This is a genomic window from Phaeovulum sp. W22_SRMD_FR3, assembly GCF_052113705.1.
In the GTDB taxonomy this organism is placed as follows: domain Bacteria; phylum Pseudomonadota; class Alphaproteobacteria; order Rhodobacterales; family Rhodobacteraceae; genus JBGQOG01.
Genome location: NZ_JBGQOG010000005.1, coordinates 136,208 through 150,678, shown reverse-complemented (window position 1 = coordinate 150,678; position 14,471 = coordinate 136,208). Strand labels below are relative to the sequence as shown.

Here is a 14,471-nt window from a genome sequence, read left to right as displayed (position 1 = left end):
CGCCATCACGAGGATCAGCCCTGCGCGCCCGCGTTGCGGCCATCCCAAAGGCGGCGCTTGATCGTCGGCCCAAAGACCACGGCCACCGTCATTGCCACAAGGATCTGGCTGGTGTGATTGGCCAGCAACACGCTCCAGTCACCACGGCCGATGCGCAGGGCCAACCGCAGGTTTTCCTCCGAGAACCCCCCGAGGATCAGCCCCAGCACCACCGGCGGCAGCGGGAAACGCAACTTGTCCATGACATAGCCAATCGCGCCGAAACCCAGCATCAGATAGACATCGAACATCCGGCCGTGAATGGAATAGACCCCGATCAGCATCAGCACGATGATGATTGACCCCAGCAAGGGCCGCGGCAGTTTCAGGAGCTTGGCGAAACTGTTGGTGGCCAGCGAACCGCCCAGAAACAGCAACAGGATCGCGCCAAACAGGAACTGCCACATGAAACCAAAGACCACGTCGGGATTGTCGCGAAACAACATCGGCCCCGGCTGCAGGCCATGGATCAACAGGCCGCCCAGCATCACCGCGGCAACGGCGGTCCCGGGAATCCCCAGCGTCAGTGCCGGGATCAGCGCCGAGGCGGTATCGGCGTTGTTGGCCACTTCGGCGGCGGCCACGCCTTCTGGCTCGCCCTGCCCCCAAGTCTCGGGGGTTTTCGAGGCGCGCCGCGCTTCGTTATAGGACATGAAGGCCGCCATTGACCCGCCAGCCCCCGGCAGGATGCCGATCCAGATCCCGATCAGCGAACCGCGGATCCAGGTTTTCCAGAAACGGAACATCCGCGGCAAGGTGCGCCAGATCGGCTCGGTGCCGAGATTGTCGGCGGCGGCATTCTCGGTCTTGAGCGGGGATTCCAGCAGGTCGATCACCGGCGGCAGGGCATAGAGCCCGACCAGCAGGATCACGATGTTGATGCCGTCCAGCAGTTCCAACTGGCCGAAGGTGTACCGGTCATTGCCAAAGATGGGATCCGACCCGACGACCGAGACAAAGACCCCGAAACAGGCACTGATCAGCCCTTTGACGACATTGCCCCCCAGCAGGAAAATGATGCTGCAAAGGCCGAAAACCGCGATCCAGAACACCTCTGCGGGTCCGAAGAACAATGTAACCTTGGACAGGGGCGGTGCGAGCAACATCAAGGCGATGGCGCTGGCGATACCGCCGATGGAGGAGGAGACCACGGCCACCTGCAGGGCAAAACCGCCCTCGCCCTTTTGTGCCATCGGATAGCCGTCAAAGGTGGTGGCCACCGCCGCCGGGGTGCCGGGAATGCGCAAAAGCACGGCGGGAATGGCGCCGCCATACATGGCCCCGTTGTAGATGCCCGCCATCAGGCCCAGCGCCACCAGCGGGTCGAGGCCAAAGGTGAAGGGCACCAGCACCGAGATCGCCATCGTGGCGCTGAGGCCCGGCAGCGCGCCGACGATGATCCCGGCAATGACGCCGATGGTCACCGCGAGGATATTGGCAAGTCCGAGAACCGGCGGCAGAGCGTGCAACAAATCTGAATACATGGCGCCCTCACATCGACCAGAAGCGGCCGGTCGGGAATTCCTGAGACATCGCAAAGCTGAAGATCAGCCAGATGTCGGCGAGAACGATGAGCGTGGCGGCGGCCAGCCCCCCGGGGTGGCGAAAGCCAAAGGCATAGGCCACCAGCGGCACCGAGACCGCGGTTGCGAGGTAGAAGCCGACGAAATCGACGCCCAGCGTGTAAAGGACAATCAGCGCAAAGGCGCCCAGAACACGGCGTGGCGCCTTGGTCATGGGCTCTGCCGCCTGACCTTTGGCTGCCTTGCGCTGATCCAGGATCATCAGGGTTGCGGCCAGAACGGCCAGCGCGATCAACATGGCGGCCGGCAGCAGCGCCGACATCGGCCGCAAATCCAGCGTCGGCCGCAAGAAGGCGCCGGCCACGAGGATGGTGCCGACCGCCGTCAGCGTCTCCGGCCGCAGCCATCGGGAAGATAAAGTGTTGGACATCGGGGCTCCGTTGGATTCGAACCGGCAGGGGATCATCCCGACCGCGGGTTGTTCTGGTGCAGGCCCGTGTCCGGGGCCTGCACCATGGCATGCTCACGGCCGTGTCAGTTCCAGGGGGTGGTTTCCCAAACCTGCCGCGCCAGACCAAGCGTATCGGCATTGAGCGCCTTGAAATCCGCCCCCACCTTCAGCTCGACCGGATTGGCCGTGGCGGCCATGGCGGCGGCAAAATCTTTGTCTTCTGTCAGTTTCCCAAAGGCCTCCAGCAGTTTGGCCTCCACCTCGGCCGGCAAACCCGCCGGGGCCACGAAGCCGCGCAACGCGCCGTTCTCCAGATCAAACCCCTGCTCTTTCAAAGTCGGCACCTCCGGCGCAAATTCCGAGCGCGCGGCCTTGGCAACGCCCAGCACGTTGATCTGCTCCTGGAATTCAGCCACCTCCGAGATGTTCAGAATGCCCATGGCGACATGGCCTCCCATCAGGGCGGTGCGCGCGGGGGCTGAACCCTTGAAGGGCACGATGGTGTATTCGGTGCCGGTCAGGTTTTGCAGCTTGGTCAGCATGAAATGATCATCTCCGCCCAGGCTGGACATGCCGACGGTGATGGCGCCGGGCTCGGCCTTTGCCGCGTCCAGCAGCTTGGCGAACGTATCCAGCCCGCTGGCCTTCGAGGTGACGATCACGTTGGGATCGTTCACCACATTGGCGAGATAGGTAAAGCTGTCTGCATCATACCCCGCCTTTCGGTCCAGCGTCCGCGCCACCATTCCGGGAAGGTTGTAGGTGCCGATCGTATAGCCATCCGCCTTCGCCCCCGCGACTTCGGTGACGCCGATCTGTCCGCTGGCGCCCGGGACGTTCTTGATCACCAGACTGGCGCCCTGCCCCAGATATTTCTCGATGAACGGTGCCGCCGTGCGCGCCATCACATCGGTGCCCCCGCCGGCATCATAGCCAACGATCACCTGGATCGGCTTCTCCGGATATTCGGCCCATGCCGCGGTTGCGGCCAGCACAACGGCACCCGTCAGCGCCGCGATCTTGATCTTCTTGAGCATGTCACTCCTCCTTGTCATGCAGGTTTGTTATGCGATCCGACGCTCTGCCTCCCAAAGCAGCACCGAACCCGTTTCTCACTTGTCGGGAAAGTGGCAGCCGCGGGCGCGCAAGGCCACATCGACCCAACTGCGATCATTGCTTCCTTCGGCAATATCCTGCAGCTGCCGGGTTTCTGCCGCATGTTTGGCGGCGGCCTTGTGCAGGACCTCTTCGGCATCCTCCAGCGGCACCGACAGCACGCCATCGGAATCGCCGATCACGATATCCCCCGGCGCAATCACCATGCCGTCGATTGAGACCGGCACATTGATCTCGCCCGGGCCATCCTTGTAGGGGCCGCGATGGGTAACGCCCGCGGCAAAGGTCGGCAGGTTCACCGCCCGGAATGCGTCCAGATCGCGGATGGCACCGTTCAGGACGAACCCCGCCACCCCGCGTTTCACCGCATGCGCCAGCATCAGCTCGCCCATCAGCGCGTTCGTCAGATCGCCGCCCGCATCGCAGACGATGACATCGCCCGGTTGCGCCATGTCGATGGCCTTGTGCAGCATCAGATTGTCACCCGGCCGCGCGCGGACCGTCAGCGCCACGCCGGCCATGCCCCCCGCGCTGTGCACCGGCCGCAGCCCCGGGCCCGCGGCGGTCAGGCGGTGCATCGCGTCCGAGACATTGGCGACGGGCAGTTTGGCAAAGGCCTCGACCAGCGCTTGTGGTGCGACACGGTCGCGGTTCAGGATGCGAAAGCCAATGGACATGTCATTCCCCTTTTGTGGCGGTGGGTCTGCCTGCTGATGCCAGCAGGTTGCGGTTGATGATCCGTTCCGGAGCGACCTGTTCCCCCGCCAGCACCTGCAAAATGCCGCGTACGGCTTCGACCCCCACCCGCGCGCCCGCTTCCCGGGTGACGCCGCCGATATGGGGGGTCAGCACAATCCCCGGTTCCGTGAAGAACGGATGATCGGGCGCGGGAGGCTCAACGGCAAAGGTATCGAGCCCGGCGCCCGCCAGATGCCCCGAACGCAGCCCCGCGAGCAAGGCCGCCTCGTCGATCAGGCCCCCACGGGCGGTGTTCACCACATAGGCCCCCTGGGGCAGGCGGGCGATGGCCGCGGCATTGACGATGTTGCGCGTCTCGGGGGTCAGCGGGCAATGCAGGCTGAGCACATCGGATTGCGCAAAGAGATCCTCGATCTGCTGGCAGCGCGTGGCCGACAGCGCCGCAAAGGCGGCATCACCGGCATAGGGATCATGGCCATAAATCTCGAGGCCGAGGCCGCGGGCGATCCGGCCCGTCGCCTGCGCAATGGCGCCCATGCCCAGCAGGCCCAGCCGCGCCCCGGCCAGCTCGCGCCCCAGAAAGCCGGGTTTCTCCCACCGCCCGGCGCGCAATCCGGCATCCAGCGGCAGCAGGCCTTTGACCGTGGCCAAAAGCAGCGCGATCGTGTGCTCGGCCACCGAGACCGCATTGGCACCCGTCGCGACCAAGACCGGGATCCCCCGCGCCGCCGCCGCGGCGATGTCGATATTGTCAACACCGACGCCATGTTTGGAAATCACCCGCAGAAAGGGCGCCGCATCCATGACGGAAGCATCGATCATGCCCATGCGCGACACGATCCCCCGCGCGCCGGTTTGCACCAACAGCTCTGAAATCACCGCGCTGTCCGCATAGGGCGGCGTGTGAATCGTCTCAAAGCCATGTTCAATGACCAGCTGCGCCGCCTGAGGGTCGAGGTCCGGCCCCGTCACTAGAATCTTGTTGCTCATACATGCGTCTCCGGGCCCCCCGAAGCCGGCGGGCAATCGTCTGATGTCTAAGAAAAATGCAACTGCAGCGGCCCTCCAGCCCCCACAGATCAGTCCTCCTGCCCATCTGATAAACGCAATATTTGCTTCACAAAAGCGCATAAAACTGCGCTTTATATTAAGAAAAACTGGATATAATCATGGACACCCGCCAACTCAGATCACTTGTTGCCATTGCCACCCACGGCACTTTCGCGCGGGCGGCCGAGGCGGTGCATCTGACGCCCTCCGCCGTGAGCCAGCAAATTCAAGCGCTTGAACAGGAATTGGGCGTGCTGTTGTTCGAGCGCAGCTCACGGCCGCCCCGGCTGACGACGCAAGGGTCGCAATGTCTGGACATGGCACGCGAAATGCTGCGCCTGGCCGAAGATACCAAGGCCGGGCTGCGCGGTGACCGGATTTCGGGCACGCTGATGCTCGGATCGGTCCGCTCAAGCGCGCTCAATCTGCTGCCCGCGGCCATCGTGCAAATGCGCCACCGCTATCCGGCGTTGAAAACCAACCTGCAGGTGTCGCTGTCGGCGGCGCTGATTGCCGATGTCGCCTCCGGACGGCTGGATGCGGCGGTCGTGGCCGAACATCTGGGGATGCCGCCGTCGCTGCGCTGGAGCCCGTTCCTGCGAGAGCCGCTCTGGCTGATCGCGCCGCATGGCACACCGGCGGACAGTATTGACAGCCTGATGGCGCGGATGCCTTTCATCCGCTTTCGCAGCCCGGTTCCATTGGCCAATCTGATCGACACCGAGATCTCCCGGATGGGGATCGTGACCAATGACGTGGCCGAGATCGACACGATCGGGTCCATCGTGACCTGTGTCCGTCAGGGCATGGGGATCTCGGTTGTGCCGCATGTGGCGCTGCAAGGCGCCGAGGACGAAGCCCTGCTGCGCCTGCCCTTCGGACGGCCGCAAGTGGTGCGTCGGATCGGCATCGTCGAACGCATCGCGGCGCCGCGGGGTGAAGTCATCGCCCGTTTGCATGAGGTTCTGACACAGGTCTGTGGGGAATACGGCGTTGCGCGCGACGTCAATGCGCAAAACCCCGACGGCGGAAGCACCGCCTGATCCGCGCGGCAGGCATCCGCACCCGGCGGTGCAGGCTCTGCAGGGGCGGCCCGAGCCACCGCCGAGCCTGACGGATCTGCCCTGTCACCATCGCCGCAGAGACCCGCCGCCGGATCGCCCTTTGATCCGGCGTACCCACCGCCGGTTCGCCCTGATACGCCGCCCAAGCCCACCGGCAGAACCGGGCGACACCGGGCGCATGTGGGGCGCATGTGGGCCGAACGCGGGGCCAACGGCCGGCAATCTCCCGCCCCTTCGGAAGGCGCAATGCGCCGTGCTGCGCGCAACGCCCGCCGGGCGTTTGACGGCACTTGCCTCGCCGCTCTGCATCGTGCTAAAAATAGTTATATTATAACATAACGGAGACTCGCATGTCCGACCACCGCCTCCCCGTCACCGTTCTGTCCGGCTTTCTGGGTGCCGGAAAGACAACGCTTCTCAACCATGTCCTCAACAACCGCGAGGGCCGCCGCGTGGCGGTGATCGTCAATGACATGTCCGAGGTGAACATTGACGCCGACCTGATCCGCGAGGGGGCGGAATTGTCGCGCGCCGAGGAGAAACTGGTAGAGATGTCAAACGGTTGCATCTGCTGCACCCTGCGCGGCGATCTGCTTGAGCAGGTCCGCAACCTGTCGCAAGAGGGGCGCTTTGACTACCTGCTCATTGAATCAACGGGCATTGCCGAACCGCTGCCGGTGGCCGCCACCTTTGATTACCGCGATGCGGACGGGGCCAGCCTGTCCGACGTGGCGCGGCTCGACACGATGGTGACGGTGGTGGATGCGATCAATCTGCTCAAGGATTTTGCCAGCCATGATTTTCTGGCCGACCGGGGCGAGAGTTTGGGCGCAGAGGACACCCGCACGCTGGTCAACCTGTTGACTGAGCAGATCGAATTTGCCGATGTGGTGGTGCTGAACAAAACCACGGACGCCGGGCCCGCGCGCAGCGATGCCGCGCGCAAGATCATTCGGGCGCTGAACCCCGATGCGCGGCTGATCGAGACGGATCACGCGCGCGTGGACGCCCGCGCGATCTTTGACACCGGCCTTTTCGACTTTGATCGGGCGCATGAACACCCTTACTGGGCCAAAGAGCTGTACGGCTTTGCCCATCACATCCCCGAGACCGAGGAATACGGGATATCCTCGTTTGTCTACCGCGCCCGCGCGCCGTTTCACCCCGAGAAAATCCATGCGGTGCTGAACGGCGACCTGCCCGGCGTGATCCGCGCCAAAGGGCACTTCTGGCTGGCCTCGCGCCCGAACTGGGTGGCCGAGTTTTCGCTGGCAGGGGCAGTATCCTCGGTCACGCCGCTGGGGGGCTGGTGGGCGAGCGTGGCGAAGGAGCACTGGCCGACCCATCCCGAAGCCCTGGCCGAGGTGGCGGGGAAATGGGACGACCTCTGGGGGGACCGCCGTCAGGAATTGGTGTTCATCGGCACGGGCATGGATGAGGCGGCGCTGCGGGCCCGGCTGGATGGTGCGCTGATGCCCGCGCGCACCTTCACCCCCGCGCTCTGGGCCGGGCTGCCGGACCCGTTTCCCGTGTGGCGCAGCACGCGCGCGGCATAGGGTTCGGGCAGATGGCACGCCGCAACCTCGCCACCGCGTTGAAGCGCCGCGCCCGCGGCGATCCGATGCGGGCCTATGATGCGCTGCCCGCTGACCTGCGCCATTGGTTGGCAGGATCGGTGCTGCCCTGGAGCCCGGCCTCGGTCCGCCGCGTCTGGCTGCGGGTGCTGCGCGACGCCTGCGGCGACACCCGGGCCGCGCAGGCGGCGTTGACCGCGCTTGAACAGCGGCGGCTGCAACGGGACGTGGCCCGCATCTGGGGACAAACGCATCCGTTCCTGTCCGCCCCGGACCCGGATCAAACCGCATCCGGGCGCAGGCCGCCATGAGCCCGGATGCCCCTCGGCGTCTCGGGCGCGGGCGGCAGAACGCGTGAGACATCGCGCGGGCGGCATCGCGTGCAGAGGCCATCGGCGGCACACCGGCGCGCAGCACCGCGGGCTGAGACCACAGCTCTGCGCGTTGGGCCGATGCAGGACGCGCCGGAAATGCGCCGTGCGATGCGGTGACCCAACAGATTGGTTGAATTGCCCCGCCGGATCCGTCACGATTTTCTCACCGCCGAACGCGGCGGAGGGAGGACATGATGCAGCCACTGGTCACGCCGGTTCACAACGCTTTGCCCGTTGAACTGATTGCCGATCAGATCCGCACCGTTTGCGGCGAATTCAGCGTTGAGCCGGTCCGGGGCAACGCCGTGGTCAACGGGGGCGTGACATCCCGCAGGATCGGCCCGTTCGACGCGGCGGTTGTCAGTCTTGATGCCCTGAACGTCACCCGCGACACCAGAGCCATTCGGCAGGACCCCGGCGAGCACTTCTTTTTGCTGGTGCAGGATGCGGGGCGCTGCCGGGTTCTGCAGGGCGATCAGATGGTCGATCTTGCGCGCGGAGACATGTTTCTGGTGGATTCCGCCGCACCTTCGGTCTTTCAATTTGGCGGCGCGCATTCGCACCAGATCTCGCTGCATTTGCCGCGCGCCGAGCTGGTGCAGCGGTTCGGCACGCTCGGCACCCATGGGCAGGCAATATCGCGGCAGGATCCGCTCTGGCTGGCGCTGCGGGCGGTATTGGCCAAAATGGCGGGCACGCCGGGACCCCAAGATCCGTTGGGCGAAGTCTTTTGGGGGCTGATGGGGGCCTATCTGCACTCCGCAAACGCGCAAAGCGCACCAACACCCGCCAGCCTGCTGCTGTCACGGGCGCTGGCCTTGATCGAGCGCAACCGCACCGACCCCAGCTTTGGCCCCGGCGAACTGGCGCGGCAGTTGTCGATTTCCGAGCGGACCCTGCAACGCCAGTTCAAGGCCATTGGGGAAACGCCGGGGCACCGGCTGCTGAACCGCAGGCTGGAACTGGCGCATTCGCATCTCTCGGCCCGGGGGGGCGCCGCGCGCGCAACCAGTGTGACGGACATCGCATTGTCCTGCGGCTTCAATGATCTGTCCTATTTCTACCGTGAATTTCGCAAGAAATATGGCCTGACGCCCGGCGATGTTGCCCGCGCCTGCTGAGCGCGCCTGCTGCGGTGGAAAACCTGCAAAAAATCCACTCATTTTCGGATTTGTCCAAAAGCGCCGACGCTTTCGCCCAAGTCCGCCGCCTGCGGGCACCGTAGTCTCAAAACCCGGATGCCCCCTGAGGAGAGGGGTGCACTCCGTGGAGGAGAGACATATGAACAGCCCCGTCAACACCGCCGCAACCGGCGTTTGTGATTTTGCGGTCATCAACCCGTCGACCGGCGCCGAGATCGGTCGTGCGCCCAATATGGGGATCGCCGATCTGAACCATGCGGTGGCCACCGCCAAGGCCGCCTTTGCGCACTGGTCGCAAAGCAGCGATGCCGAGCGCCAGAACGCCTGCCGGGCGGTCGCCGCCAAACTTCAGGAACACGCGGCCGAGCTGGCCGAACTCATCACGCTGGAACAGGGCAAACCCCTCAATGGGCTTGGCTCACGCTGGGAGGTCGGCGGGGCTGCGGCCTGGGCCGCGCATACCGCGGAGCTGTCGCTGCCGGTCAAGATCTTGCAGGACAACAGCGACGGGCGGGTTGAGCTGCACCGCAAGCCTCTGGGCGTCGTGGGCTCGATCACCCCGTGGAACTTCCCGGTGATGATCGCGATCTGGCACATCATGCCGGCGCTGCGCACCGGGAATACGGTGGTGATCAAACCTTCGCCGTACACGCCCTTGTCCACGCTGCGTCTGGTGGAGTTGATGCAGGCCGTCTTGCCCGCGGGCGTCGTCACTGTGGTGACCTGCGACGACGTCACCTCCAACCTCGGGGCGGCAATGTCGGCGCATCCTGACATCCGCAAGATCGTTTTCACCGGCTCCTGCGCCACAGGCCAGAAGGTCATGCGTTCCGCCGCCGATACGATGAAACGCCTGACACTTGAACTGGGCGGCAATGATGCGGGCATCGTTCTGCCCGACGCCGATCCGGCGGCAATTGCCGAGGGTCTGTTCTGGGGTGCCTTCATCAACAACGGCCAGACCTGTGCCGCGATGAAACGGCTCTATGTGCACGACAGCATCCATGATGCGGTCTGCGCGGCGCTGGTGGCCTATGCGGCGGCCGTGCCGGTGGGCGACGGGATGCAGGAGGGCAGCGTCCTCGGGCCTGTGCAGAACAAAATGCAGTTCGACAAAGTCTCCGCGCTGGTGGATGCGGCGAGAATTAAAGGTCAGGTGTTGCTCGGCGGTGTGCCCGGCGCGGGGCTGTTCTATCCCCCGACCATCGTTGCGGGTCTGCAAAACGGCGATGCGCTGGTGGATGAGGAACAATTTGGCCCGGCGCTGCCGGTGATCCGCTACACCGATGTGGACGCCGCGATCGCGATGGCCAACGACAGCCCGAACGGGCTTGGCGGTTCGGTCTGGTCAGGCAATATCGCGGCGGCGCACGCGGTGGCCGCCCGTCTGGAATGCGGATCGGTCTGGATCAACAAACACGGTCTCGTCCAGCCCAACGCCCCCTTCGGCGGCGTCAAGGCGTCGGGCCTCGGGGTCGAATTCGGCGAAGAAGGCCTCGCGGAATATACCGACATCCAGGTCATTTTCAGCTGATCCCCCCTTCAACACAGCGCGAGGCTGACGGCTGAGCGACCCTGGCCCCCTGAGGGGTCCGGGGTCCGGCATGCGCCCGCGCGCTCCAGGACAGGAGATTTACAATGACGGCGAAACCTTCTTCTCCCATGACCCGGCGCCACTTTCTCGGCCGAACGGCCGTGGCTTCCGGCATTCTCAGCCTTGGCGGTGGCCTTTTCGGCGCCTCGGTAAACCCTGCCAATGCACAGGACAGCCAGTATGATTACATAATTTGCGGCGCCGGTTCTGCGGGCTGCGTGCTGGCCAACCGCCTGAGCGAGGACGGCGCCCGCGTCCTGCTGATTGAGGCCGGCGGCCCGGACAATACCGAGATGATCTCCACCCCGATGCGCCTGATCGAACTCTGGGGGACGGAATATGACTGGGGATATATCACTGTGCCGCAAGAGCACGCGCAGGGCCGCAACCTCTATTGGCCGCGCGGCAAGACGTTGGGCGGCTCATCCTCGCTCAACGGGATGATCTATGTGCGCGGCAATCCCTCGGACTACGATCAATGGGCCACGGAATTTGGCTGTGAGGGCTGGGACTATGCCTCGGTGCTTCCCTATTTCAAGAAGTCCGAAGATTTCTCGCGCGGGGCGGATGCGCATCACGGCGCGGGCGGGTTGCTGCATGTGACGGCCGATTACACGCCTCATCCGGTCACGAAAGCGATTGTCGAGGCGGCGCAGCAGGCGGGCTTTGCCTATAATGACGACACCAATGCCGGAGATCAGGAGGGCGTGGCCTATGTTGATCTCAACACCAAGGACGGATTGCGCCAATCCACCGCTGTGGCCTTTTTGCGACCCGCGCTTGACCGGCCCAATCTGACGCTGATCACCAATGCCCGCGTGCACCGCGTTGAGATCGACAATGGCCGCGCGACGGGCGTGACCTACATGCAGGACAACACCGTCAAAACCGTCACCGCCGCGCGGGAGGTGCTGGTCTGCGGCGGCGCGATCGAAAGCCCGCGTATCCTCATGCTCTCCGGGATTGGCGCGCGGGCCGAGCTGGAGGCCATCGGCATCGAGACCAAGGTGGATCTGCCCGGCGTGGGCAAGAACCTGCATGACCACACCCTTTGCCCGGTGATCTATGAGGGCGCCACGGAGCTGCCGCCCCCGGACGATATGGCGATCACCGTGCTGCATGCGCATCTTTTTGCCAAATCGGACCCGGCGCTGCCCGGGCCGGACATGCAGCCCTTATTCTTCAACGTCGCCTATTATGCGCCCGAGCAAGCGGCCCCGACGACGAACGCCTACAGTCTGCTCGCCTCGGGTGTGCGGCCGACCTCGCGCGGGCAGATCACGCTGACCTCAGCCGACCCGGAGGCGCTGATGGAGATCGATCCGCAGGTTCTGCAAACCCAATATGACGTCGACATTCTCGTTAAATCGATCCGGCAAATGCGCGAGATCGGCACGCAGGCCGCGCTGGACCCGTGGCGCGGGCGCGAGATTTACCCCGGCCCGCAGGTGCAGACCGATGCGGAGCTGGCCGACTATGCCCGCTCGGCGGTGATGTCCTATCACCACCAGAATGGTACCTGCAAAATGGGTGTGGATGCGATGTCGGTGGTCGATCCGCAGCTGAAAGTGCGCGGCGTCGCTGGCCTGCGGGTGGTGGATGCCTCGATCTTTCCGCAGGTGATGGCGGGAAACACCAACGCGCCCACCATCATGGTGGCCGAAAAGGCCGCCGACATGATCAAGGCCGGGTAATCCAAGCGCAGGGGGCGCCATTGCCTCCTGTCACCCCATGCCCCAAGCGCGCAAGGGCCGGTGCCCCACGGGGGGGGCCGGGCGCGTCTTTGTGCCACCGCCGGGAGGCGCCCCCGCACGCCGATGCCTGCAAAAAGCCCCCGCCCTGAATTTTGCGGGGCCCTTCGCTTACCCGTGCTGTGAGCGCCGCCGGAAGTCCGCGCTCACCGCCGCGCGGCCGCCGTGGCAAACATCGGACCGCCGCGGCGCCGCGGGAACCCATATCCATGAATTTCCACCAGGTCGATGTCGGATGGGCTGCGCGCGATGCCTTCCTGCAAAAGGGCCCGCCCTTCCGCCGCCATTTCCTGCACCAGATGCTCTGCCACCGCCTCGCGCGGCATTTCCCGGGGTGCCGCCACCAAAGGACCCAGCAGCGCCGTCACCGCGGGCGAAGGTCTGGGTTTGCGGTCATTGGCCGCATAATCATACCAGCCGCCAGCGGTTTTCTGACCCTTGCGGCCCGCGCGCACCAGAACATCGCCCAAAGTCTCGGGCACCTCCTGCCCCGCCGCCCGTGCCCCCTCGCGCTGCAGATAGGCAATGTCGAGCCCCCCCAGATCCTGCGCCTCAAACGGCCCCATCGCGAAACCATAGCCGCGCATCGCAGCATCGATCTCGGCAATCGCCACGCCCTGACGCACCAGCGCCTCGGCGGCGGCCCGGTAGCGTTTCAAAATGCGGTTGCCGATAAAACCTTCGCAGATCCCCGCCTCGACCGGCACTTTCTTCAACAACCGCGCCAGATGAAAGCTGGTGGCGAGCGTCGCGGGCGCGGTGCCCGGAAGCGGCACAATCTCCAGCAATTTCATCACATTGGCGGGACTGAAAAAATGCAGTCCGATAAAGCGCCCGGGGTATGGCACGCCCTCGGCAATCAGCTGCGGATCAAGATAGGAGGTGTTGGTGGCAAGGATCGCATCGGGTCGGCAGACACGTCCCAGCGCGTCAAAGACTGCCCGCTTGACGCTGATTTCCTCAAACACCGCTTCGATGACCAAATCGGCATCGGCCAGTGCCGCGTAATCGGTGCTGGCGATAACGCCCGCCATCCGCTCGGCGGCCTGCGCCTCGCTCAGGCGGCCCCGCGTCACCGCGCCTTCGAAGATCGCGCGCAGATTGGCCAGACCGCGCGCCACCGCGGCCGCATCCCGCTCAATCAGCACCACCGGCAGACCGGCATCGCGCAGGGCTGCGGCAATCCCCGCCCCCATCGTGCCGCCGCCGACCACCCCCACCTGCCGCAGAGGCAACACCGTCAGATCCTTCAGATGTGCCGGGCGCGGGGCTGCACGTTCGGCAAAGAACACCGCCCGCAGGGCCGCCGCCTCGGGCGTGCCCCGCAGATCAAGGAAGCACTGACGTTCAAAAGCCATTGCCTCCTCAAAGGGTTTTTCGGCCGCGTTGCGCAGGCTGGCCAAAGCGCGCAGGGGCGCCGCTGCACCACGGGCGGCCTTCGCCACCTTGGCTTCTGCCGCCGCCCAGAAGGCCGCATCGGGCGCGTCAACCGGGCGTTGCGAAACCGGCTGCGGCAAGGGGCGCCGCAGCGCCGCACGGGCAAAGGCAATGGCCTCGTCGCGCAGATCCCCCGTCACGACCGCATCGATCAGGCCCAGCGATTGCGCCGCAGCGGCCCGCACCGGCTTGCCGGTGGTGACCAGATCCACCGCCGCTTGCATGCCCACCAGACGCGGCGTGCGCACGGTGCCCGACGCGCCGGGGATGATCCCCAGCGTCACCTCAGGCAGGCCCACGGAGGCATCCGGCTGCGCCAGCCGGAACCGGCAGCCAAGCGCGATTTCAAAGCCGCCCCCCAAGGCCGATCCGTGGATCGCCGCCACCCAGGGCTTTTCGGCCGCCTCGATCCGGCCAACCAGATCCGGCAGATGCGGCGGCACCGGCGGCTTGCCGAACTCTGCGACATCCGCCCCGGCGATGAAGGTGCGCCCGTCGCAGATCAACACCACCGCCCGAACCTCGGGGTCGGCGTCCAGGGCCTCCGCCGCGTCCCACAGACCCTGGCGCAGTGATTGGCTCAGCGCGTTGACCGGCGGGTTGTTGACGGTAACAACGGCAATTTCCGCATCGCGGGTGATGGTCACAACGGACATG

The 14,471-nt window shown here is 65.3% G+C and carries 12 protein-coding genes; 6 read left to right on the top strand and 6 right to left on the bottom strand.

What is annotated here, in order from left to right; translation table 11 throughout:
* Positions 1-14: 14 nt before the first annotated feature.
* The 5 genes from ACEN2S_RS08790 to ACEN2S_RS08770 all read right to left on the bottom strand — a co-directional run bounded on the left by ACEN2S_RS08790 (position 15) and on the right by ACEN2S_RS08770 (position 4,818).
* Positions 15-1,523 carry a tripartite tricarboxylate transporter permease gene (locus ACEN2S_RS08790; protein WP_441865101.1) on the bottom strand — a complete coding sequence of 503 codons (1,509 nt, stop codon included), beginning with the start codon at positions 1,521-1,523 and terminating at the stop codon, positions 15-17.
* Positions 1,524-1,530: 7 nt separating this feature from the next.
* The gene (locus ACEN2S_RS08785; RefSeq protein WP_441865098.1) at positions 1,531-1,992 is read right to left on the bottom strand and encodes a tripartite tricarboxylate transporter TctB family protein; all 462 of its coding nucleotides are present in this window, start codon (positions 1,990-1,992) and stop codon (positions 1,531-1,533) included.
* Positions 1,993-2,096: 104 nt separating this feature from the next.
* A complete protein-coding gene (locus ACEN2S_RS08780) occupies positions 2,097-3,050 on the bottom strand; it encodes a Bug family tripartite tricarboxylate transporter substrate binding protein (RefSeq protein ID WP_441865095.1) in 954 nt (317 codons plus the stop codon).
* Between the two features lie 75 nt (positions 3,051-3,125).
* The gene (locus ACEN2S_RS08775) at positions 3,126-3,806 is read right to left on the bottom strand and encodes an RraA family protein (RefSeq protein WP_441865092.1); all 681 of its coding nucleotides are present in this window, start codon (positions 3,804-3,806) and stop codon (positions 3,126-3,128) included.
* 1 nt (position 3,807) lies between these two features.
* Positions 3,808-4,818 carry a hydroxyacid dehydrogenase gene (locus ACEN2S_RS08770; protein ID WP_441865089.1) on the bottom strand — a complete coding sequence of 337 codons (1,011 nt, stop codon included), beginning with the start codon at positions 4,816-4,818 and terminating at the stop codon, positions 3,808-3,810.
* Between the two features lie 179 nt (positions 4,819-4,997).
* On the opposite strand from ACEN2S_RS08770, the gene ACEN2S_RS08765 reads away from it, so the two are divergent.
* From ACEN2S_RS08765 to ACEN2S_RS08740, 6 genes are all read left to right on the top strand, one after another.
* Entirely contained in the window at positions 4,998-5,921 is a 924-nt protein-coding gene (locus ACEN2S_RS08765; RefSeq protein WP_441865086.1) for a LysR substrate-binding domain-containing protein, read from the top strand.
* A 371-nt stretch (positions 5,922-6,292) separates the two neighbouring features.
* Positions 6,293-7,498 carry a GTP-binding protein gene (locus ACEN2S_RS08760; protein ID WP_441865083.1) on the top strand — a complete coding sequence of 402 codons (1,206 nt, stop codon included), beginning with the start codon at positions 6,293-6,295 and terminating at the stop codon, positions 7,496-7,498.
* A gap of 11 nt (positions 7,499-7,509) precedes the next feature.
* The gene (locus ACEN2S_RS08755; RefSeq protein WP_441865080.1) at positions 7,510-7,827 is read left to right on the top strand and encodes a DUF6525 family protein; all 318 of its coding nucleotides are present in this window, start codon (positions 7,510-7,512) and stop codon (positions 7,825-7,827) included.
* A 254-nt stretch (positions 7,828-8,081) separates the two neighbouring features.
* A complete protein-coding gene (locus ACEN2S_RS08750) occupies positions 8,082-9,011 on the top strand; it encodes a helix-turn-helix domain-containing protein (protein ID WP_441865078.1) in 930 nt (309 codons plus the stop codon).
* Between the two features lie 160 nt (positions 9,012-9,171).
* Complete coding sequence (locus ACEN2S_RS08745; protein ID WP_441865075.1) at positions 9,172-10,566, top strand: aldehyde dehydrogenase family protein; 1,395 nt, start codon at positions 9,172-9,174, stop codon at positions 10,564-10,566.
* Positions 10,567-10,670: 104 nt separating this feature from the next.
* Positions 10,671-12,320 (top strand): GMC family oxidoreductase, encoded by a 1,650-nt coding sequence (locus tag ACEN2S_RS08740; protein WP_441865073.1) that lies wholly within the window; start codon positions 10,671-10,673, stop codon positions 12,318-12,320.
* Between the two features lie 203 nt (positions 12,321-12,523).
* Here ACEN2S_RS08740 and ACEN2S_RS08735 read toward each other — a convergent pair whose 3' ends face one another.
* A complete protein-coding gene (locus ACEN2S_RS08735) occupies positions 12,524-14,470 on the bottom strand; it encodes a 3-hydroxyacyl-CoA dehydrogenase NAD-binding domain-containing protein (RefSeq protein WP_441865071.1) in 1,947 nt (648 codons plus the stop codon).
* Position 14,471: the final 1 nt, after the last annotated feature.

What these genes read in the sequence shown, in the direction of transcription:
- ACEN2S_RS08790 (WP_441865101.1), bottom strand. Translation starts at nt 1,523, where the DNA reads ATGTATTCAGATTTGTTGCACGCTCTGCCGCCGGTTCTCGGACTTGCC.
- ACEN2S_RS08785 (WP_441865098.1), bottom strand. Translation starts at nt 1,992, where the DNA reads ATGTCCAACACTTTATCTTCCCGATGGCTGCGGCCGGAGACGCTGACG.
- ACEN2S_RS08780 (WP_441865095.1), bottom strand. Translation starts at nt 3,050, where the DNA reads ATGCTCAAGAAGATCAAGATCGCGGCGCTGACGGGTGCCGTTGTGCTG.
- ACEN2S_RS08775 (WP_441865092.1), bottom strand. Translation starts at nt 3,806, where the DNA reads ATGTCCATTGGCTTTCGCATCCTGAACCGCGACCGTGTCGCACCACAA.
- ACEN2S_RS08770 (WP_441865089.1), bottom strand. Translation starts at nt 4,818, where the DNA reads ATGAGCAACAAGATTCTAGTGACGGGGCCGGACCTCGACCCTCAGGCG.
- ACEN2S_RS08765 (WP_441865086.1), top strand. Translation starts at nt 4,998, where the DNA reads ATGGACACCCGCCAACTCAGATCACTTGTTGCCATTGCCACCCACGGC.
- ACEN2S_RS08760 (WP_441865083.1), top strand. Translation starts at nt 6,293, where the DNA reads ATGTCCGACCACCGCCTCCCCGTCACCGTTCTGTCCGGCTTTCTGGGT.
- ACEN2S_RS08755 (WP_441865080.1), top strand. Translation starts at nt 7,510, where the DNA reads ATGGCACGCCGCAACCTCGCCACCGCGTTGAAGCGCCGCGCCCGCGGC.
- ACEN2S_RS08750 (WP_441865078.1), top strand. Translation starts at nt 8,082, where the DNA reads ATGATGCAGCCACTGGTCACGCCGGTTCACAACGCTTTGCCCGTTGAA.
- ACEN2S_RS08745 (WP_441865075.1), top strand. Translation starts at nt 9,172, where the DNA reads ATGAACAGCCCCGTCAACACCGCCGCAACCGGCGTTTGTGATTTTGCG.
- ACEN2S_RS08740 (WP_441865073.1), top strand. Translation starts at nt 10,671, where the DNA reads ATGACGGCGAAACCTTCTTCTCCCATGACCCGGCGCCACTTTCTCGGC.
- ACEN2S_RS08735 (WP_441865071.1), bottom strand. Translation starts at nt 14,470, where the DNA reads ATGTCCGTTGTGACCATCACCCGCGATGCGGAAATTGCCGTTGTTACC.